Annotated in this window: 26 protein-coding genes; 10 read left to right on the forward strand and 16 right to left on the reverse strand. The window is 68.8% G+C overall.

What is annotated here, in order from left to right; genetic code table 11:
• Window positions 1-4: 4 nt before the first annotated feature.
• Window positions 5-283, reverse strand: a complete 279-nt coding sequence (locus BN996_RS08085) for a hypothetical protein (RefSeq protein ID WP_089778121.1) — start codon at window positions 281-283, stop codon at window positions 5-7.
• Window positions 280-558, reverse strand: coding sequence for a hypothetical protein (locus BN996_RS08090; RefSeq protein WP_089778123.1), 279 nt, complete (start codon window positions 556-558; stop codon window positions 280-282). Before BN996_RS08090 ends, BN996_RS08085 begins: the two co-directional genes overlap by 4 nt.
• A gap of 90 nt (window positions 559-648) precedes the next feature.
• Between BN996_RS08090 and BN996_RS08095 the strand changes: the two genes are divergently transcribed.
• Complete coding sequence (locus BN996_RS08095; RefSeq protein ID WP_089778125.1) at window positions 649-3,489, forward strand: DEAD/DEAH box helicase; 2,841 nt, start codon at window positions 649-651, stop codon at window positions 3,487-3,489.
• A 24-nt stretch (window positions 3,490-3,513) separates the two neighbouring features.
• Here the strand turns inward: BN996_RS08095 and BN996_RS08100 are convergent, their stop codons facing one another.
• Window positions 3,514-3,903, reverse strand: a complete 390-nt coding sequence (locus BN996_RS08100) for a DUF7522 family protein (RefSeq protein ID WP_007273857.1) — start codon at window positions 3,901-3,903, stop codon at window positions 3,514-3,516.
• A 91-nt stretch (window positions 3,904-3,994) separates the two neighbouring features.
• Window positions 3,995-4,396: a winged helix-turn-helix domain-containing protein gene (locus BN996_RS08105; RefSeq protein WP_089778127.1), complete on the reverse strand. Its 402-nt coding sequence runs from the start codon at window positions 4,394-4,396 to the stop codon at window positions 3,995-3,997.
• Between the two features lie 98 nt (window positions 4,397-4,494).
• Between BN996_RS08105 and BN996_RS08110 the strand changes: the two genes are divergently transcribed.
• Both BN996_RS08110 and BN996_RS08115 read left to right on the forward strand, forming a co-directional pair.
• Window positions 4,495-5,115, forward strand: a complete 621-nt coding sequence (locus BN996_RS08110) for a DUF7509 family protein (RefSeq protein WP_089778128.1) — start codon at window positions 4,495-4,497, stop codon at window positions 5,113-5,115.
• A 75-nt stretch (window positions 5,116-5,190) separates the two neighbouring features.
• Window positions 5,191-5,931, forward strand: coding sequence for a class I SAM-dependent methyltransferase (locus BN996_RS08115; RefSeq protein WP_089778131.1), 741 nt, complete (start codon window positions 5,191-5,193; stop codon window positions 5,929-5,931).
• 58 nt (window positions 5,932-5,989) lie between these two features.
• Here BN996_RS08115 and BN996_RS08120 read toward each other — a convergent pair whose 3' ends face one another.
• Window positions 5,990-6,307, reverse strand: a complete 318-nt coding sequence (locus tag BN996_RS08120; protein WP_089778133.1) for a hypothetical protein — start codon at window positions 6,305-6,307, stop codon at window positions 5,990-5,992.
• 102 nt (window positions 6,308-6,409) lie between these two features.
• Window positions 6,410-8,635, reverse strand: a complete 2,226-nt coding sequence (locus BN996_RS08125) for a CDC48 family AAA ATPase (protein WP_089778135.1) — start codon at window positions 8,633-8,635, stop codon at window positions 6,410-6,412.
• A 78-nt stretch (window positions 8,636-8,713) separates the two neighbouring features.
• On the opposite strand from BN996_RS08125, the gene BN996_RS20655 reads away from it, so the two are divergent.
• Entirely contained in the window at window positions 8,714-8,848 is a 135-nt protein-coding gene (locus BN996_RS20655) for a DUF7128 family protein (RefSeq protein ID WP_255516588.1), read from the forward strand.
• A gap of 49 nt (window positions 8,849-8,897) precedes the next feature.
• Here the strand turns inward: BN996_RS20655 and BN996_RS08130 are convergent, their stop codons facing one another.
• Both BN996_RS08130 and BN996_RS08135 read right to left on the reverse strand, forming a co-directional pair.
• Window positions 8,898-9,134: a DUF7508 domain-containing protein gene (locus BN996_RS08130; protein ID WP_089778137.1), complete on the reverse strand. Its 237-nt coding sequence runs from the start codon at window positions 9,132-9,134 to the stop codon at window positions 8,898-8,900.
• On the reverse strand, window positions 9,134-9,562 hold the full coding sequence (locus BN996_RS08135; protein WP_089778139.1) for a DUF5796 family protein: 429 nt from the start codon (window positions 9,560-9,562) through the stop codon (window positions 9,134-9,136). Before BN996_RS08135 ends, BN996_RS08130 begins: the two co-directional genes overlap by 1 nt.
• Before the next feature lie 158 nt (window positions 9,563-9,720).
• Between BN996_RS08135 and BN996_RS08140 the strand changes: the two genes are divergently transcribed.
• Both BN996_RS08140 and BN996_RS08145 read left to right on the forward strand, forming a co-directional pair.
• The gene (locus BN996_RS08140; RefSeq protein ID WP_089778142.1) at window positions 9,721-10,590 is read left to right on the forward strand and encodes a shikimate kinase; all 870 of its coding nucleotides are present in this window, start codon (window positions 9,721-9,723) and stop codon (window positions 10,588-10,590) included.
• Window positions 10,587-10,895 (forward strand): chorismate mutase, encoded by a 309-nt coding sequence (locus BN996_RS08145; RefSeq protein ID WP_007273613.1) that lies wholly within the window; start codon window positions 10,587-10,589, stop codon window positions 10,893-10,895. The genes BN996_RS08140 and BN996_RS08145 overlap by 4 nt, the downstream gene beginning before the upstream one ends.
• A 111-nt stretch (window positions 10,896-11,006) precedes the next feature.
• Here BN996_RS08145 and BN996_RS08150 read toward each other — a convergent pair whose 3' ends face one another.
• Together BN996_RS08150 and BN996_RS08155 are read right to left on the reverse strand one after the other, a co-directional pair.
• Window positions 11,007-12,008, reverse strand: a complete 1,002-nt coding sequence (locus BN996_RS08150; RefSeq protein WP_089778143.1) for an arsenic resistance protein — start codon at window positions 12,006-12,008, stop codon at window positions 11,007-11,009.
• Window positions 12,009-12,160: 152 nt separating this feature from the next.
• On the reverse strand, window positions 12,161-12,547 hold the full coding sequence (locus tag BN996_RS08155; RefSeq protein WP_004968090.1) for a CopG family ribbon-helix-helix protein: 387 nt from the start codon (window positions 12,545-12,547) through the stop codon (window positions 12,161-12,163).
• A gap of 106 nt (window positions 12,548-12,653) precedes the next feature.
• Here BN996_RS08155 and BN996_RS08160 point away from each other — a divergent pair, with 106 nt between their 5' ends.
• The 3 genes from BN996_RS08160 to BN996_RS08170 all read left to right on the forward strand — a co-directional run bounded on the left by BN996_RS08160 (window position 12,654) and on the right by BN996_RS08170 (window position 14,806).
• Entirely contained in the window at window positions 12,654-13,517 is an 864-nt protein-coding gene (locus BN996_RS08160) for a hypothetical protein (protein WP_089778145.1), read from the forward strand.
• Window positions 13,518-13,713: 196 nt separating this feature from the next.
• Window positions 13,714-14,280: a LysE family translocator gene (locus BN996_RS08165; protein WP_244878217.1), complete on the forward strand. Its 567-nt coding sequence runs from the start codon at window positions 13,714-13,716 to the stop codon at window positions 14,278-14,280.
• A gap of 100 nt (window positions 14,281-14,380) precedes the next feature.
• Complete coding sequence (locus tag BN996_RS08170; protein WP_089778149.1) at window positions 14,381-14,806, forward strand: OsmC family protein; 426 nt, start codon at window positions 14,381-14,383, stop codon at window positions 14,804-14,806.
• Window positions 14,807-14,862: 56 nt separating this feature from the next.
• On the opposite strand, the gene BN996_RS08175 is transcribed toward BN996_RS08170, so the two are convergent.
• Window positions 14,863-15,669 carry an AAC(3) family N-acetyltransferase gene (locus BN996_RS08175; RefSeq protein ID WP_089778151.1) on the reverse strand — a complete coding sequence of 269 codons (807 nt, stop codon included), beginning with the start codon at window positions 15,667-15,669 and terminating at the stop codon, window positions 14,863-14,865.
• Window positions 15,670-15,753: 84 nt separating this feature from the next.
• Between BN996_RS08175 and BN996_RS20355 the strand changes: the two genes are divergently transcribed.
• Entirely contained in the window at window positions 15,754-16,005 is a 252-nt protein-coding gene (locus tag BN996_RS20355) for a hypothetical protein (RefSeq protein ID WP_193310931.1), read from the forward strand.
• A 2-nt stretch (window positions 16,006-16,007) separates the two neighbouring features.
• On the opposite strand, the gene BN996_RS08185 is transcribed toward BN996_RS20355, so the two are convergent.
• The 5 genes from BN996_RS08185 to BN996_RS08200 form a co-directional block, all read right to left on the reverse strand.
• Window positions 16,008-16,232: a hypothetical protein gene (locus BN996_RS08185; protein WP_089778155.1), complete on the reverse strand. Its 225-nt coding sequence runs from the start codon at window positions 16,230-16,232 to the stop codon at window positions 16,008-16,010.
• Between the two features lie 118 nt (window positions 16,233-16,350).
• Entirely contained in the window at window positions 16,351-16,479 is a 129-nt protein-coding gene (locus BN996_RS20660; RefSeq protein ID WP_264371805.1) for a hypothetical protein, read from the reverse strand.
• Between the two features lie 54 nt (window positions 16,480-16,533).
• Window positions 16,534-17,325 carry a 5'/3'-nucleotidase SurE gene (gene surE / locus BN996_RS08190; protein ID WP_089778157.1) on the reverse strand — a complete coding sequence of 264 codons (792 nt, stop codon included), beginning with the start codon at window positions 17,323-17,325 and terminating at the stop codon, window positions 16,534-16,536.
• Between the two features lie 82 nt (window positions 17,326-17,407).
• A complete protein-coding gene (locus BN996_RS08195; protein WP_089779882.1) occupies window positions 17,408-18,811 on the reverse strand; it encodes a small ribosomal subunit Rsm22 family protein in 1,404 nt (467 codons plus the stop codon).
• Window positions 18,812-18,904: 93 nt separating this feature from the next.
• Window positions 18,905-19,460, reverse strand: a 556-nt coding sequence (locus BN996_RS08200) for a prephenate dehydrogenase (protein ID WP_089778160.1), incomplete at its 5' end; no start/stop codon positions are given.

The following is a 19,460-nucleotide window of genomic DNA, read 5'->3' on the forward strand; positions in this document are numbered from 1 at the left end:
GACGCTAGGCAAAGACGAACGTGAGCGTACCGAGGACGAACACGGCGACGCTCGCCACGCGGGCGAGTCGTTGCCAGCCGGTCCACTCGCGGAAGAACTCCGGCACGCCCTCCTCCCGTTCTCGAACGGCGTAGCCGACGAACCAGAGGGTCGAAAGCACCAGCACTGCGGCGAAGACCAGTTGCCACGCCGCGAGGTCGCCCCGTTGGTTGCCGAGGACGAGAAGCAGGTTCCCGGCCGTGAATCCCGCCTGCGACAGCCAAAAGGACCGCTCGGGAGTCACGTCACCACCGAGTACAGTTGGAGTGCGACGCCGAACGCGTAGAGCGCCGCGCCGACGATGACGAGGTAGACGAGCGGGCCCCAGTCCGACGGGACTCGGGCGCGTTCGGGGTCGCGGAGGGCGACGACCGACGCGTAGCCGACTGCGAGCACGCCCGCGGTCGCCGCCGCCGTGTTGATGCCCACGTCTCCCGCGAAAACGTCGAGCGCGATGTCGATGGCGGCACAGAGACCGAAGACGAGGAACGCGGACCAGTAGACTCGTTTCGGGGACACGCCCGAAATTGATTCGTGTGCGACATGAATCTCCCGGTGGGGACCGCCCCGAGCGGTGCGCTTAATCGCCTCGAACCGCTAGCTGGGGCGATGCCAGACGGCGAGGCCGCCGCCGGAATGGACGCCTTCGCGACGCTCTCGTCGCCCGTTCGGAACGCGCTCTCGGAGCGCGGCTTCACGACGCCCACCGAGCCGCAGCGCCGGGCGATTCCCCCGCTGTCCGACGGAAAAAACGGCCTCATTATCGCGCCCACGGGCACCGGCAAGACGGAGACGGCGATGCTGCCGGTCTTTTCGGCCATCGCCGACGCCGAGGACCGATTCGGTATCTCGGCGCTCTACATCACCCCGCTTCGGGCGCTGAACCGCGACATGCGCGAGCGACTCGACTGGTGGGGCGAACAGCTCGATATCGACATCGACGTTCGCCACGGCGACACCACGCAGTACCAGCGCCAAAAACAGGCGAACGACCCGCCGGACGTGCTGGTGACGACGCCCGAGACGTTGCAGGCGATGCTCACGGGGAAGAAGCTCAGGACGGCGCTTTCGGACGTGCACCACGTCGTCGTCGACGAGGTCCACGAACTCACGTCGGCCAAGCGCGGCGCGCAGTTGACAATCGGACTGGAGCGCCTCCGCGAGTTGGCCGGGGCGTTCCAGCGAATCGGACTCTCGGCGACGGTCGGGTCGCCCGAGGAGGTCGGGAAGTTCCTGACCGGCGACCGCCCGTTCGAGGTCATCGAGGTGGACGTGGACAACCGCGTCGAGTTCGAAGTCGTCCGCCCCGAGGTGACGAACGAGGACGAGGCGCTGGCCGGGAAACTCGCCACCGACCCCGAGATAGCGAGCCACGTCCGGACGATTCGGGACATCGTCCGCGACCACGAGTCGGTGCTCGTCTTCGTCAACACCAGACAGACCGCGGAGGCGCTCGGCTCGCGGTTCAAGGCGCTCGGCGACCCCATCGAGGTCCACCACGGCTCGCTGTCGAAGGACGTTCGCATCGACGTGGAAGACCGCTTCAAGGCCGGCGAGCTGGACGCCCTCATCTGCACGTCGTCGATGGAACTCGGCATCGACGTGGGCCGGGTCGACCACGTCGTCCAGTACAACAGCCCCCGCGAGGTGTCGCGGCTCCTCCAGCGGGTCGGCCGCGCGGGCCACCGCTTGGGCGTCGTCTCCCGCGGGACCGTCGTCACCGACCACCCCGACGACACGCTCGAAGCGCTCGCCATCGCCCGGCGGGCCGTCTCCGGCGAGGTCGAACCCGCCCGCGTCCACCACGGGAGCCTCGACACCGTCGCCAACCAAATCGTCGGCGTCGTCATGGATTACGGCGACGTGTCGGCCCGCCGCGCCTACGAGATTATCACGCGGGCGTACCCCTTCCGCGACCTCGCAGAGGACGACTTCCGCGCCGTCGTCCGCGAGCTTTCGGGGAACCACCTCCTCTGGCTCGACGAGGACAAGGACCTCCTCGAAAAGTCCGGCGGCACGTGGCAGTACTTCTACGCCAACCTCTCGATGATTCCCGACGAGGAGACCTACGACGTCCACGACATCTCCTCGCGCCGGCAGATCGGGACGCTCGACGAGAAGTTCGTCCTCAACTTCGCCGCGCCGGGCGCGACGTTCATCCAGCGCGGCGAGATGTGGCGCGTCAACGACGTGGACGACGAGGAGGCGCGGGTGAACGTCTCGCCCATCGAGGACCCCGGCGGCGAGGTGCCGTCGTGGGTCGGCTCGGAGATTCCGGTGCCCGCGCCGGTCGCCGGCGAGGTGGGCGAACTCCGCGACGTGGCCGCGCCGCAGTTCGAGTCCGGGGCCGACCGCGAGGCCGTCGCCCGCGACGTCGCCATGCGCTACCCGACAGACGAGGCCACGGTCCGGTCGGCGCTCGGCCCCATCGAGAAACAGGTTGAGGCCGGCGCGCCGATTCCGACCGCGAACCGGCTCGTCCTCGAAGGCTCGCCCCGGAAGGTGACGCTGAACTCGCCGTACGGCCACCGGGTGAACGAGACCCTCGGGCGGCTCCTGTCGGCGCTCATCGGCCAGCGGACCGGCTCCTCGGTCGGCATGGAGGTCGACCCCTACCGCGTCGAGTTCGACGTGCCCGGAAAGGTCCGCCCGACGACGTTCGCCGAGGTGCTCCGCGAGACCGACCCCGACCACGTCGAGGCCCTGCTCGAACTCGCGCTCAAGCGGTCGGACTCGCTGAAGTTCACGCTCGCGCAGGTGGCCGCGAAGTTCGGCGCGCTCAAGCGCTATCAGGGCAAGGGCCGCTTCGGCGGCGACCGCCTCCTCGCCGCGTTGGAGGACACGCCCGTCTACGACGAGGCCGTCCGCGAGGTGTTCCACACCGACCTCGCCGTCGAGGAGACCGTCGAACTGCTCCGCCGCCTCCGCGACGGCGACGCGGAACTCGCCGTCGCCCGCGAACCGACCGCCATCGGCACCGGCGGCCGCGGGTCGGGCACCGACCTGCTCGTCCCCGAGAACGCCGACGCCAGCGTCATCGAGACGGTTCGGGACCGGATTCAGAACGACCGCGTGCTGTTGGCGTGTCTCCACTGCAAGGACTGGACCCGCAAGACGAAGGTCAAACGCGTCCGCGAGCCGGTGGAGTGCCCCGAGTGCGGCGCGACCCGCGTCGCCGCGCTCAACCCGTGGGACGACGAGACGGTGAAAGCGGTCCGCGCGCCGGAGAAAGACGACGAACAGGAGCGACTGACGAAGCGGGCGTACCGCTCGGCGAGTCTGGTGCAGGCCCACGGCAAGCGGGCGGTCGTCGCGCTCGCGGCCCGCGGGGTCGGCCCGCACAACGCCGCGCGCATCATCAACAAGCTCCGCGATGACGAGGACGACTTCTACCGCGACATCCTCGAACGGGAGCGCGAGTACGCCCGGACCCAGTCGTTCTGGGACTGACGGGGTCGGTTCCGGGCCCGACGCTTACTCCTCGATGGCCCACTCGTCGAGAATCTCGGTCGTCGCGGCCGCCAGCGCCTCGAAGTCCTGCATCGAGATGCCGTCGGTCGTGACGAAGACGCCGAAGTCCTCGACGGTGATTCGGACGAGATAGCCGTTTTCGAACACGCGAATCGTGTACTCGTAGTCGCCGAGTTCGGACCCGCGGTAGGCGTCCTGTGTCATCTTGAAGTCGTGCCACTCGTTGCCGATAAAGGAGTTCAGGTCGGCCTCCTGTTCGAGGTCCTCGCGGAGGTACACCTGCACGTAGTCGAAGCGACTGAAGTACGTGAGCGAGCGGAGGCTGTCGCCGACGGCCGTGCGGCAGACGGTGACGAGCTTTTCCTGTGCTTCCTCGGGGAGGAGATTGGACATCGCTTCAGCCTGTGCGAGCGAGCGCCAAATAGGCGGCGGCTTCGGCAGTCACGGGGCGAGAACTAAGACGCGGCGACCGCCCGAGACGCCGCTACTCCGACGCGTAGGCGTCCCGGTAGTCGCGCTCGCGCCGGATGAGCTCCTCGACGCCGTGTTCGAGGATGTCGGAGCCGAGCGACGTGGCGCGGTAGTACGAAAACAGCCCGTCGTCGTCGGCTTTCGTCCGCTTTCGCTTCTCGACCAAGCCGGCGTCGACGAGCTTGTTGAGGTGGTAGTGGAGCGTGTTCGCCGGCACGCCGAGCGCCTCGGCCAACGCCTTCGGGCTCCGCTCGCCGAAGTGGACCAGTCGGTACAGCAGGGTGAACCGCGTCCGGTCGCCGAGTGCGGCCTGCATGTCGAGGTACTCGTCCAGCGTGAGGACGCTCGTCGGCGGCAGCAACTCGGCGGGGTCCTCGGGCAGCCCGTCCGAATCGACCGGGTCGTTCGTCGCCATCTCGGTTCGAGAGACGCGGCGCGGCGGTTTAACAGTTCTTGAGTCGAACTCCACTGAAAAATCCTGATTTTATATACTCTCGCGCGGTACCTGTGCCCATGACGGACGCCATCTCGCGCGACGAGATACGAGCGGCGCTCGGGCGGACGACCTACGACCGGTTTCTCGTCTACGTGATGGGTCCGTACAAATCGTTCAACCTCAACTACGTCCTCTCGGAGGAGGAGCTCGCCGCCATCGACATCGAGGACCTCCCCGGTCCGATTCGGAAGCTGTTCGCCGCGCGGGACGAGGTCGACGACGCGCTCGCGCTCCTCCGGCGCGTGCAGGGAACGCTCCGCGCCGACCCGGGCGTGAACGCCTTTCTCGCCGTCGACGCGGACCTCAGCACCGACGAGGTGGACGCCGCGACGCAGTCGCTCGCGTTCGCCGAGGCGAGCAACGCGACCGTGTTCGTCCTGCCGTTTCTCGGCCACAACTTCGGCGTCGGCGAGGAGGCGGGGTCGATACTCGAACGGCTCTCAGAGACCCACGGGGACAGAATCGTCTTCGTCCACGAAGACAGCGTCACGAGCGAGATGATTCGCGCGGCGCGCGCCCGCTGGGACCTCCGCGTCGAGACCTACGACACCGAGGCGGAGCTTCACAAGCGCGTCCGACTGTTCGTCGCGGACGTGATGAACCGCGAACTACACGGCGACCTCGACCGGCTGGACTGACGCCCGTTGTCCCTATCGATTGCTATCGTTGAGCACATTAAATATAATTTACACGAGGGCGACGAACGACTCGTCATGCCCGACGACGCCCTCGGACTGGCGATGTTGGACCGGGTTCGCGGCTGTCTGCGCGCCCCCTGTGTCTACCGCGACGGCGACGACGCGGGAGCCGCCGCCGGCGACGCGCACGTCTACGAGAACTACCTCGTCCCGTCCGAGCGGTGGCCCGCCGCGAAGCGCGAGTTCGTCGATTCCCTCCGAACCCCGCTCCTCGACGTGGGGTGCGGCGCGGGCCAGCACGCCCTCGCCGCACAGGAGCGCGGCGAAGTCGTCGCCTTCGACGTGAGTCCGAACGCGGTTCGCGCGGCCCGCGAGCGCGGCGTCGAGGCGGCTGTCGTCGGCGACATGTTCGACTCACCGGTCGAACCGAGCGAGTCGGAGTCGTCGGCCGGCGGCTTCGAGACGGTGCTCGCCAACGGGACGCAGGTCGGACTCGCGGGGTCGCTGGACCGACTCGCCGACCTGCTCGCGTCGTTTGCCGCCCTCGCCTCGTCGTCCGGCGAAGTCGTCGTCGACTCGTACGACCCGGCGCGCATCGACACCGAGCGCTTTTTCGGCTACCGGTCGGACCCGCGAGAGGGCGTCGCCCGGCGGTCGTTCCGCGTCGAGTACGGCGACCTCCGCGGGCCGATGCTCGACTTCCTTCTCGTCTCGCCCGCTCGGCTCCGAGCGGTCGCCGCCGAGGCGGGCCTCGACGTGCGCGAGGTGACCGTGCCGAACCCCGAGTCGAGTTACTACCGAGCGCGACTGGCGTGAGCCGGGGCGGTCGCGGCGGCGCGTCGGAAGCGGAGCCGTCGGCGTCGCCTCCCGACTCCTACTCCCAGCGGTTGGTCGCCTCGTTGCGCCGCGGGAGGAACGGAAGCAAGAGCGCGACGGCGAAGACGATGCCCGCGATGGCGAGGTACTCGGACGTCCCGACGACGAGCGCGACGAGCGAGAACACTGAGGCCTCGCCGTCGGCGACGGCCGATATCGCGGCCGCGTCGTTGTTCAACAACACGAGGAACATGAACATCGCCTCGGCGAACGCGACTCGAAGGCCGGCTTTCGTCACCCACCACGTCGCGGAGAGCGGACCGCCGGTGAGCGCGTCCCACTCCCGCCGGACCTTCCGCCGCCACGCCGCGTTCACGACACACCTCTGTTGCGAGTGAACATGGAACACAGTACGCGGCGAAACGAGATAATCTCGCAGGTGTCGTCGATGGAGGTCCGCTCCGGCGTTCGCCGCCCGTCAGACCTGCGTCGGCGAGACCGATTCCAGCGCCGCCTCGAAGTGCGCGCGAGTGATGCGCACCTCGTCGGCGTGGCTGTTCGCCTCGGTGCCCTCGTAGGCGTCGGCCACGTCCTGAATCGCCCGGAGGGCGGCCTCGCGGCAGACCGCGGCCACGTCGGCCCCGGTGTAGCCGTCCATGTGGGCGGCCACGTCGCCGAGGTCCACGTCGGTTCCGAGCGGCTTGTCGCGGACGTGCACGTCGAGGATGGCGCGGCGCGCCTCGATGTCGGGGGCGGGGACCTCGACGTGGGTCTCCAGCCGACCGGGGCGGAGGAGCGCGGGGTCGAGCGCGTCCCGGCGGTTCGTCGCCGCGAGGACGACGAGGTTCGGGTTGTCGGCGGCGTTGTCCATCTCCGTCAGGAGTTGGGAGACGACGCGCTCGGTGACGCCCGAGTCCGACCCGGCGCTGTCGCGGTCGGTGGCGATGGCGTCTATCTCGTCGAAGAAGACGATGCTCGGGGCGGCCTGTCGGGCGCGGTCGAACACCTCGCGGACGGACTTCTCGGACTCGCCGACGTAGCGGTCGAGCAGTTCCGGGCCGGCGACGTGGATGAAGTTGACGCCGCTTTCGGCCGCGATGGCGCGGGCGAGCATCGTCTTGCCGGTCCCCGGCGGGCCGTGGAGGAGCACGCCGGTCGGCGGGTCGGTCGACGCCGCCTCGAACAGCGGCGCGTAGGTCAGCGGCCACGTCACCGCGCGTTCGAGCGTCCGCTTCACGTCGTCGAGGCCGCCGACGCCCTCGAAGCCCTCGGTCGGCTGTTCGGCGACGTACTCGCGCATCGCCGAGGGTTCGACCGTCGCCATCGCGGACTCGAAGTCGGCGCGCGTGACGGTCATGTCCGCGACGGCGACCCGGTTGTCGCCGCCCTCGCTTCCGCTTCCGCCTCCACTTCCACCGCCACCCTCGCGGCGGACGCGCCGGAGGGCGGTCATCGCGGCCTCCTTCGCCAGCGATTCGAGGTCCGCGCCGACGAAGCCGTGGGTTCGGGAGGCCAATCGACCGATGTCAACGTCCTCGGCGAGGGGCATCCGACGGGTGTGCACGTCGAGAATCTCGCGGCGGCCCGTCTCGTTCGGGACGCCGATTTCGATTTCGCGGTCGAAGCGGCCGCCGCGGCGGAGCGCCGGGTCGAGGCTGTCGACGCGGTTGGTCGCGCCGATGACGACCACGTCGCCGCGGGCGTCGAGGCCGTCCATGAGCGACAGCAGTTGGCCGACGACGCGGTTTTCGAGGTCGCCGCCGTCGTCGCGCTTCGACGCGATGGAGTCGATTTCGTCGAAGAAGATGATGGCCGGCGCGTTCTCGCGGGCCGACTGGAACACCTCGCGCAGTTTCTCCTCGGACTCGCCTTTGTACTTCGAGAGCACCTCCGGCCCGGAAATCGTGGTGAAACTCGCGTCGACCTCGTTGGCGACGGCCTTGGCGATGAGGGTCTTCCCCGTGCCCGGCGGGCCGTGCAGGAGGACGCCTTTCGGCGGCTCGATGCCGAGGTGCGCGAACACCTCGGGTTCGGACAGCGGGAGCTCTATCATCTCGCGGACGAGGTCGAGTTCGTCGTCGAGGCCGCCGATGTCCTCGTAGGTGACGCCCGTCGCCCGGCCGCGGCTCGCGCCGTCGCCGTCGTCGCCGCCGGTCACGCTCTTGACGGCGTCGCGGACCGTCTCGCTCGCGCCCTTCGAACTGCTCGCCGTCACGGAGACGCTCGTCGCGTCGGTGACGCGGACCACGCCCTCCGGGGCGGTCTCGCTGACGACGAGGGCCGCGCCGCCGAGTCGCTCGACGCGGACGCGGTCGCCGGCGCGCAGCGGGCGGTTCCGAAGCTCCGCCTTCACGACCTCCTCGATGGTCTCGCGGTCGACGCTGGTCCGCTCGAAGGCGCTGGGGCCGGCGAGCGTCACCGACCGCGCGTCCTCGACGTCGATTTTCCTGACGCGGACGCTGTCGCCGATTTTCACGCCGGCGTTGGCCCGCGTGTCGGCGTCGACGAGCATCTCGCCGGCCGGCGCGCCGGGGCGGGCGGGCCACATCTTGGCGACCGTCTCTCGGGAGCCCTCGATGACGACCGTCTCGCCGCTGAGCACGCCGAGTTCTCGGCGGGCGGCCTCGGGAAGGCGGGCGATGCCGCGGCCCGCGTCGCGTTTCTCCGCGGCGCGGACGACGAGCGTCACCCCATCTTCAGACATGCCACCCAGTTCGCCCGCTCGACCCTTGAGGGTTCGCCCGGAGTAACCGTTTTCCCGGACGGCGCGGTAACAGTACGCATGGTCGCCACGACGGAGAAAGACGGCGCGACGTGGTACCGATGCGAAGAGTGCGGGATGCTGTTCGACGTGGAGTCCGACGCCGAGGCCCACGAGGAGAACTGCGACACGGACAGCCCGTCGTACTTGCAGTAGCGGGGGTGCGGAAGCGGGAGCGTCGACGGCGACGCGGCGAGCGCGACGGCTACGCCGGGTCGTGTTCTTCCGCGAGTCGCTCGGCGTGGTCCAGCGAGGTCGCGCGCTCCCAGCGGACGCGCGCTGCGTCGCCGTAGGCGAGCGCCTCCTTCAGTTCGTCGCGGAGGACGCCGACGCCGCGGCCGACGAGGTCGCCGTCGGCGTCGCCGAGTTCGTAGTAGCCGTAGGCTTCCGGGGCTTTGCCGACGGTCCGCTTTTCCAGCGGCTCCCAGCGCTTTCGGAGCATCACTCGGCGACGAACTCGTAGGAGTCTTCGCCCCAGTCGTCCTCGACGAAGACGAACACGCGGCCGCGGGCGACCTCCGGGTCGGCCTCGATTTCGAAGCGGTGGCCGGGCACCCGCCGGACGAGGACGCCGGGGAACAACTCCTCTTCTTCGTCCTCACCGAGGATGACGCGGCCGACGCCGCTCGATTCGAGCACGTCGTCGTGGCTCGTGAGGTCGTTGACGTACATCATGACGCCCTCCGTCTCGGTGGGGTCGGTGACGAGGACGTGGACCTCCTTGCCGGGGGCGGTGGCGAGCGTGCCCGTGACCGCTTCGGGGACGCCCCGGTAGACCGTGGTTCGGTTGTCGAGGTACTCCACTTCGACGCCGTAGTCGTGGAGTTCGACGCCGAGCGTGCTCGGGGCGATGTCGTTGCGGGCGCTCATGGCCCACCGTTGCTTCGGGGACGGCAAAAACGTCGCGTCTCGGGACGGCTCGCGCCCCGCGTCGCTCCCGCCGCCGCGCTATCGTCTCGCCGCCGCCCCTCCGGGCGAAAACGGCACGGACCGCCACACATAACACGGTGTGCCGACCTCCCGGAAGTATGCACGGCCGAGCCACCGCCCTCGGGGCGGGCACCGTCTTGAACGCCCTGGCGACGGCGACCGGCTCCGCGTTCGCCATCGACGCGGAGACCACCGCGTCGGTCGAACTGGACGACTCCGGCGACGTCCGCGGGAGCATCGCGGAGGCCCCGGACGCCGACACGCGACTCATCGAGCGCTGCGTCGAACTCGCCGTCGAGGCGTTCGGCGACGGCGAGGGCGGCACCGTCGAGACCGAAAGCGACCTGCCGATGGCCGCCGGCCTCAAGAGTTCGAGCGCCGCGGCCAACGCGACGGTGCTGGCGACGCTCTCGGCGCTCGGCCGCTCGGTCGGCCCCGGCCCGGACGCCGATATCACCCGGCTCGACGCCTGCCGGATGGGCGTCCGCGCCGCCCGCGAGGTCGGCGTCACCGCCACCGGCGCGTTCGACGACGCCGCGGCCTCGATGGTCGGCGGCGTCGTCGTCACCGACAACACCGGGGACGACCTCCTCGCCCGCGACGAGGTCGACTGGGACGTGCTCGTGTGGACGCCGCCGGAGCGCGCCTACAGCGCCGACGCCGACGTGAGTCGCTGCGAGAACGTCGCCCCGATGGCCGACCTCGTCGCCGACCTCGCGCTCGAAGGCCGCTACGCCGAGGCGATGACCGTCAACGGCCTCGCCTTCTCGGCCGCGCTCGACTTCCCGACCGACCCCGCCGTCGAGGCGATGCCCATCGCCGACGGCGTCTCGCTGTCCGGGACCGGCCCGAGCGTCGTCGCCGTCGGCGACCGCGCCGACCTCGAACGCGTCGAGGAACTGTGGGACGCCCGCGAGGGCGAGACCCGACTGACGACCACCCGAACCGACGGAGCACGAATCCAATGACAGACGACACCCCAGACGCCGCCGAACCGTTTCAGGACATGTCCCTCGACGAACTCCGCGAGGAGATAGAGGATATCGACCGCGGCATCGTCGAACTCATCGCCCGCCGGACCTACGTCGCCGACACGGTGGCGAAGGTCAAAGCCGAGAAGGACCTGCCGACGACCGACGAATCGCAGGAAGAGCGCGTGATGGAGCGCGCCGGGAAGAACGCGGCCCACTTCGAGGTGGATTCGAACCTCGTGAAGGCTATCTTCCGACTGCTCATCGAGATGAACAAGGCCGAGCAGCGACAGAATCGGTAGCCGAGTTCGGGAATTCTAAGACCGCACATCGGAGTTCCGTTAGTTGGCCCTTCTTTGGGCAGTCGTTCTGTTGTTCCTCGGTCGTTCGCGAGGACACGGTTCCCATAGACCTCACTCGCGAGTCACCAGTTCGGGAAGTGAGATTCGCTTCGGCGAGTCCGGGACGAGCCACGCCGGGACGACTCGCGTGAGAGTGACCATCCCGACCAGTTCGACGAGCGTCTGCGTCACGACGACCGCGGGTGCCAGTCGGTAACCCGCCGGAAGCGCAAGTGCAAGTGGCAGGACGACCAGCGAGTTACGGGTGACCGACGTGAACACGAGCGCCCTACCCTCCCCGGCATCCATCTGCAAGACTCCCGCCGCGAGTCGTCCGAGTATCGGCATGACGACGAGGAAGGCGACGTACACCGGGATGACGACTGCAATCTGCTCAATCGAACTCTGCACCCGGGGGAGCTGTGACGCGATGACGACGAACAACGTCGCGCCCATCATCGGAACCGGTAACCACCCCATCGTCTCCTGCCACGTGTCACCTCTCGACGACCGTTCCGCCCACGCTTCGGTGAGCCACGCGAGCGTCAACGGGAGCGCGATGAGCACCAGGAACGCCTCGACGAACGGCCCCGGTTCGATGACCGCTGCGACCGTCGAGCCCATGAACAGCCACAGGTACAGCGGGAGCAACAACAGTTGGACGAGCATCAGGGCCGGGGTCGTCGCTGTAATCTGCTCGGCGTCGCCGTCTGCGAGTTCGGTGAAGGTGATTACGTAGTCGATACACGGCGTCAGAAGCACCATGAGCGCACCCACGAGGATGACTGGTCGCTGGGGAAGGAACCGAGTGAGTCCCCAGGCGACGACGGGGACGACCAAGAAGTTCATACCCAGCGCCGCCGCGACAAACCGCCCGTTCCGAAACGCGCGACGGAGTCGAACGAACGGAATTTCGAGGAACGTGACGTAGAGCAGGGCGGCCAGCACCGGGTCGATGAGCGACTCGGAGAGCGGGGCCGAGTCCGGAAGGTAGACGCCGACTCCGACGGCCAAGAGAACGAAGGCTACATAGACGGCAACTTGATGCCGTTGGAGCCACCGCTTGGAGTTCATCTACTGGCTGATTCGTTAGTCGCCGGTAAACCACCGTCGCTCCCCCGTGTCAGACAGGAAGCGGCGAAGTAGACGGAATCTGTCACACCAAGTGAGGGCTTGACAGGCCGAACGGCGGCAGCATCGGTAGCTCGGCGCGCCGCGACGCCGCGTCACTCGCGGATGACCATCACCTTCACCCGCCGGACCGCGTCGAAGTCGCGGAGCCGATAGGTCAGCGCCCGGACGCGCTCGGCGGGGCCGCGGCAGAACAGCGATTCGAGACACCACTCGCCCTGATGGGTGTGGCTCGTGTTGAGGATGACGTCCTGAAACTCGTGTTGCGCCCCGTGAAGCTCCCGTATCACGTCGTGGTGGCGGTAGTCGAAGCCGACGAGCGCGACGACCTCGCCGGAGACGTCTTCGAGCCGGGCGTGGGACTCGACGAACTCCCGCATGGCCTCTCGGACCGCCCGCGACCGGTTTTCGATGCCCTCGTCGCGCCACGCCCGGTCGAACTCAGCGACCAGTTCGTCGGGGATGTTGAAACTCGTCCGCATCACCTCCGACTGGCGCGTACAGCTACAAGAGTCCCCGTTATGACGATACCCTCGATTCGGTATTAACAACCCCTATCCCCCTCGTTTGCCACGGGTACGGTAGCACATGGCCTCGAACGAACTACTCGGTCTCGTCGCCGGCGCGGTAGTCCTCGGAGCCGTCCACGGCGTCGAACCGGGTCACGGCTGGCCCGTCGCGGCCTCGTACGCGCTCGACCAAGCGAACAAGTGGGTGTACGGGTTCGCGGCGAGCCTCATCCTCGGGGTCGGCCACCTCGTCAGCAGTATCGCGATGGTGGGCGTGTTCTTCTACGCGAAGTCGTACTTCGACCTCACGCAGGTCAACGAGCCGATTACGGTACTCGGCGGCGTCCAAATCGGCGGTCCGGTCAGTCTCGTGGCGGGCGTCTTGCTCATCGCGCTCGGCGTCCGCGAGTATACTCACGGACACGCTCACGGGACTCACGGGCACGACGACGGCCACGGGAGTCACAGTCACGGAGGTGGCCATGAAGGTGGTCACGACCACGAGCACTCACACGATGACGGCGGCCATAGCCACTCACACGACCACGACGGTCACACCCACGACCGCGACGACGGCGGACTGTTCGCCCGCCTGAAGGGCTTCGTTCCCTTCGCCGGCGGACACTCCCACTCGCACGGCACCCCCGACGAAGCCGCGGAGCGCGGCCTTCTCGGCATCGCGTGGTTCGCGTTCGTCCTCGGGTTCGCCCACGAGGAGGAGTTCGAGATAATCGCGCTCTGCGCCGGGTCGAACTACTGCCTCGAACTGATGGGCGCGTACGCGCTCACCGTCATCATCGGCATCGTGGGCCTGACGATGCTGCTGATTGCGGGCTACCACCACTACGAGGACGAAGTGGAGAAGTACACCCCGTACCTCCCGGCGTTCTCGGCGGCCGTGTTGGTGCTGATGGGTATCGGCTTCATCACGGGCCTGTTCTAATCGGTTCCGGCCCGCCGGAACCGACGCCGGTTGCCCCGGCGGGCCGCTCAGGGCAGGCGATAGAGCTATCACCCGGTGACGCATCGACTCGGTCACGAGGTGATGTCTATTAACCACCACAATCGGAATCCTCGTCCGCGGACTCGTTCTCGGCGTCTCGATAGCCGCGCCGGTCGGTCCAATCGGCGTCCTGTGCATCCAGCGAACGCTTTCTAAGGGCCGCCGTTCGGGCTTCGTCAGCGGACTCGGAGCGGCGTCCGCGGACGCGGTCTACGGGGCCATCGCGGGGTTCGGCCTCGCCGCGCTCTCGTCGGTCCTGCTCGGCCACCGCAACGGAATCGCCCTCGCCGGCGGGACGATTCTCCTGTACGTCGGCATCCAGTCGATTCGGGGCGACCCGGCGTCGGTCGAGTCGGCTCCGACGACCGAGCGGTCGGCCGTCGTGTCACCCGACTCGAACGCCCGGTCGCTCGCGGCCGACTTCGGGTCGACGTTCCTCCTGACGCTGACGAACCCGGTGACGATACTGGCGTTCGTCGGCATCTTCGCCGGTTTGGGCGTCGGCGTCTCGGGCGACTACCTCGGGGCGGCGGTCCTCGTCGCGGGCGTCTTCGCCGGGTCGGCGCTCTGGTGGTTCGTCCTGAGCGCCGCCGTCGACCGCGTCCGGGAGCGGGTCACCCCGGCGGTCCTCCGGCGGGTGAACCAACTCGCGGGCGTCGTCATCGTCGGGTTCGGCGTCGCGGCGCTCTGGAGCGGCCTGTAGCGCGTCGCCCCGGGACCTCCGCGTACCGCCGGTCCCGGTCCCCTCGAACGCTCCGTTCGCCGTCACCTCCATATCGCTCGCGACCGTAGGTGTGCGTGGCATGCCCACGCACAAAGCGGAGACGACGTGGACCGGTGGCAAAGACGGGAGCGGCGAGTTCTCGACCGAAAGCGGGACCGTCGAGGGGACGTTCACGTTCCCGACGCGGTTCGAGGACGAACTCGGGTCGAACCCCGAGGAGCTCATCGGCGCGGCTCACTCCGGCTGTTTCTCGATGCAGTTGACCGCGTTCCTCGAAGGCGAGGGCTACGCGCCGACGAGTCTCCACACCGCGGCCGACGTGCACCTCGACCCGGCGGACGGCGGCGGCTTCGAAATCTCGCGCATCGACCTGACGCTCGACGCCGACGTGCCCGACATCGACGAGGAGACGTTTGCCGAACTCGCCCAGCGCGCCAAGGAGAGCTGCCCGGTGTCGAAGGCGCTCGCCGGGCCGGAAATCACGCTGACCGCGACGCTCGCCTGACCGCGCGTCGCCCGCCGTTTTTCGTGATTCGACCGAATCGGCCGCAGCACCCCGAGTCAGCGGTTCGACTCGAACCAGTCTTCGGCGAAGTCGACCAGCGCGGGCTGGTCGAGGAGCGTCGCCGTCGCGGCCGCGACCGACCCTGCTGTCGCGCCGACGGTCGTCTCGAACGCCTCGCCGACGGCCTCGAAGTCGTCGGTCCTGACCTCGATGTCGTCGTACTCGACGACGACGCGCTCGCCGTCTCGGAGAAGCGGCGCGTGCTCGGTCGTCCGCGTCTTTTCGAAGTCCGCGCGGTGCTCGGCGAGGTGGAGCGAGGTGTCGTTTCCGTGGCCGACGCCGAGCAGGAGCACGTCGCCGCCGCGGTCGTACACCCGCGCCAGCGGCGACCCGTCGCCGAGGCCGTAGTCCAGTTCGTGGTCGGCGACGATGTCCTCGGCGGCCGCGCCCCACGCCGCGAAGGAGACCGTCGGGTGCTCGCTGCGGACGGCGCCGGGGTAGTTGCGGAAGCACTCGGGTATCGCGCCCATCCCGCGGGTCGGCGTCACCTCGGGACGGAACGGCGGCATCGACTCGCCGATGATATCGACCCAGTCGTCGGGGACCGGGGGGTTCTCCCACGCCGACGGGTCGGTGTACTGGCCCGTGTGGGTCGGCATGACCAGCGTCCCGTCGTCGGTCAGCACCGTCTGGAGGGCGTCCACGACCGCCTGCGGGCCGCCGGCGACCCAGCCGAGCGAACTGAGCGACGAGTGGACGAGGAGGGTGTCGCCGGCCGCGACGCCGAGCGCGCGGAGGTCCGCGGCGAGCGACTCGACGGTTCCGGGTTCGTCCACGCGCTCGATGGCGTCTGCTTCGGACATATTCGTTCGTCGGCCGGCCCGGGATTCAAGCTTTGGTGTCGGCAAACCGAAAGGACCACCTTCGCCCCCGGCGACGCGTTCGACATGTCACGCGTCTCCGCCCGCGACGCCCTCCGCTACGCGACCGAAGACGACGCACTCGTCCTCTTTGCCGTCATCGTCGGCGGCTGGGTGTTGCTGACTATCGGCACTTTCGCCCTCGCGGGCTACGGCTTCGGCATGATGTTCGTCCTCGGAATCCTCGCCTCGCTCGCTGGGGCGCTCGCGGTGTTCGCCAGCGTCGTCGGCCTCGCGTACAAACTGCTGGTCGACAGTCGACGGGCGGCGTCGGAATAACGTCAGTTCACGCCCCGAGAGAAGCCGACGTAGGTCACGTAACAGAGCCCACCCATCACGAGAAAGACGAACTGGTAGCCGGTGTTCGAGACGATGTCGACGACCGACTGCGCCGGTCGAAGCAGTTTCAGCCACAGCAGCATGCCCACACCGAGCATCGCCACGAGCCAGAGACCTCCCAAGAGCGGCCGCTGTTTCAGATACTCGTTGAGGTCGTCCCGGTTCATGTCATCTAACAGATGGCTCGCCGGTGAAAAGACTACGATGGCTTTCGGGCTGTCGGGTGCGAGATAGCCCGCGAAGTGTCGATGGGTCGCTCCGTTCGCAAGGCCCGGACTCGCGGCCTCAGAAGAACTGCTCGAACAGCCGTCCGAGGAGGAGGATGACGAGCGGGAGGCTGAACAGCACCGCGATAGTGACGAGAAAGCCGGTGACGCTTCCCGACTCGGCGGCGGCTTGGAGAAGCAGGGTCATCGGTCTCGTCGGCGTTTCAGGCCCCTCGGATATACGCTTTGTTGCCCGCTTCGCTCACTCCAGATACGTCTCGGCGAGCGCGTCCAGCGCCTCGTGTCGGTGGGTCGTGTGCGGCGCGGTCAGCGGCGAGACCGACACGCGGCCCTCGACGACGGCCCGGCGGTCGGTGCCGTCGGGGTCCGGAATGTCGCCGGCTTCCATCCGCTCCCAGACGCGGTCGTGGAGTTTCACGGTGCCGTTTTCGAACTCCGCGGTCATGTCGTACAGCTCGGAAGGAACCGTCACCTGCATGTCCGCCGGGTCGCCGCTGGGGTCGCGCATGGGCGCGTTGACGTTGAGGTAGTCGCACTGGTCGAAGACGCCGGCCGGCTCGGCGTGTTTGACGAGGTACGACGCGGCGTGGGTCGCCTCGCGGAAGTCCCGCGGGTCGGTCGCCTTCTCGTGCCACGGCAGGTCGCCGCCCGCGGGGACGTACAGCGAGAGGGCGATGGCGGGCACGTCGAAGAACGCGGCCTCGACGGCGGCGCTGACGGTCCCCGACCGGCCGAGGACGTACGCGCCGATGTTGGCTCCCTTGTTGATGCCGGAGACGACCATGTCCACGTCGGGACACAGCGCCTCCAACCCGGCGACCGTGCAGTCGGCGGGCGTCCCCTCCAGCGCGTAGCCGAGTTCGTGCTCGGAGACGACCGCGTCGGTGGACATCTTCCGGCCGACCGCGCTCTGGTCCGTTGCGGGCGCGACCGCGGTCACGTCGGCGAACTCCGAGAGGGCGTCGTAGAGCGCGCGGAAGCCGACGCTCTCGATACCGTCGTCGTTGGTGAGGAGGATGCTGGGTTCGCTCATGGTCCGACTGGGGACGGAGCGCGCAAAAAGCCACCCGTCGGACACGACGTGCCCCGCCGACCGCGTCGCCGACGCGACCCGCTCAGGCGACGCGGTCGACGAGCGTCTCGTCGTCGACGACGAGGTTGTACGCCTCCTCGTCGTCGTTCCAGAGCGCGAGGACGTTCTCGAAGACGAGCACGTCGCCGTAGTCGGCGTCGGCCAAATCGGCGTTCAGCACAGTCTCGCGGGTTCGGACGGCGTAGTGGTCGACCGCCTCGCTCCCGTCGCCGATTTTGAACACCTGGTTGTTCCCCTCCGAGAGGTCGTGGCTCAACTTGACCGCAAGCAGGTCGATGCGGTTCGTGACGTGGCGCTCCATCTCGGCCATCTTGGCGAACCGCGCGGGAGTCCCGCGAACGTCGAGGCGGCGCTCGCCGTCGGTCCGGAGGACGCTGTAGGAGTACTGCACGTCCACGTTGACGAAGGTGCCCTCGTCCTCGTCGGCGTCGCGGCCCTCGTCGAGGCGTCGCTGGAACCCCGGCACGTCGAGGTCGGGTTTCACGTCGAACGACCACCCGCGGTCCGAGGGCGCGTAGCCGTCCCAGAGGCGGAGCGTCGGCGAGTACACCGTCACGTCGCCGTCGGCCGGCGCGACCTGGCGTTCGACCTCGCGGAGGCCGATGCTCGTGTTCCGGTCGGCTGGCGCGATGGCGACGATTGCGCCGTCGTCGGCGAGGACGTCGAGGTACTTGCGGACGACTGCGGCGGGGTCGTCGAGTTCGCTCAGGACGCTGGCGAAGAGGGCGACGTCGTCGTCGCCGTCGGGGTCGAACGCTTCTGCGGTCTCGCGGTGGACGGTCGTCCGGAAGTTCCGGCGCGTCTCGCCGAGCATCCGGTCGAGCACGTCGGCGGAGGCGCTCGGCTCGACCGCGTGGTAGTCGACGACCGAATCGTCGGGGAGGTAGTCGTGGAGGCCGAGCGCGGGACCGCCGGTTCCGGCACCCACGTCGAGCACGCGGGGGTTTCGGGGGAGGAGGCTCCGCTCGGCGAGGTCAGAGAGGACGTAGCCGACGGCGGCGTAGTAGTCGGGGAGGTGGTAGATACCGTAGCCGAGCGCGGCGTCCTCGTCGTACTCGACGGGGTTGCCCCGGTAGTAGTCCTCTTTCAGTTGGCGGACGCGTTCCCGGAGGCGGTCGCCCGACTCGCCGACGTGCCAGTTCGCGCCGTAGCGCCCGATGAGCAGGTCTTCGAGGGCGAAGGAGTAGTCGTCGGGGAAGGCCGCTGGCGACCAGCTCTGAAACGGCGCGGGGTCGTCGTTCGCGGGGACGAACGTGCCGTCGTCGCGCTCGAACAGGCCGAGGTCGTGGGCCTCCTCGCGGAGCGTCTGTTTCACCACGGCGGGGTGCGGCGCGCCCTCGATGTAGTCGGCTATCTCGTCGGGGTCGATGGGGCGGACGTTTCTGAGGTACTTCGCGTTGTCGCGGACGGCGTCTCTGTCTATCATCGGTGGGCTGTGGAGCGAGTCGCCGTCGCCCGCGCGGGAGGTGTCGACCCGCCGCGGGTCGTCGGCGTCGGCGTCGGCGTCTCCCTTCACTCGTCACTCGACAGGGTCGTGCTTGTCGGTCTGGTCGCGGTCGTCGGCGCTCGCTCGGGTCGAGTCGATTGGCGCGTCGTCGCCGCGGGAGACGCGCCGGTAGAGGTCGGCGAACGCCTCGTCGTCGGCCGCCGCGAGTTCGCGGGCCGCGTCGGCGACGCGGTCGGTCCCCTCGCCGAACGAAGATTGAATGTCCGCGTACACGCGCGGGGTACCGCCGGACACGGAGGCGACGAGTTCGTCGAGCGCGGCCGAAATCGGCGTGGCGAACTCCTCGCGCACGTCGTCGGCGGCGAGGCCGAACGAGAGGACCGCGGCGTGGGCGGCCGCCTGCACCGTCTCCATCGCGGCGTCGTGTTCCTCGGGCGTCGTCTCGAAGACGCGGTTGCCGGCCGCGTCGAGGTCGGCGAGCAGGGCGTCGGTGTACGCGCCCGGTTCGTCTGCGACGGCGGCGACGTTGCCGGGGGCGTTGTGCGGGGCGAAAAGCGGGTGGAGGCTGAGGCGCTCGCGGTCCGGGAGGTGGTCGCGCATCGCCGCCACCGGTGGTCCCATCGCGCCG

This window comes from Haloferax massiliensis (genome assembly GCF_001368915.1).
Lineage (GTDB): Archaea > Halobacteriota > Halobacteria > Halobacteriales > Haloferacaceae > Haloferax > Haloferax massiliensis.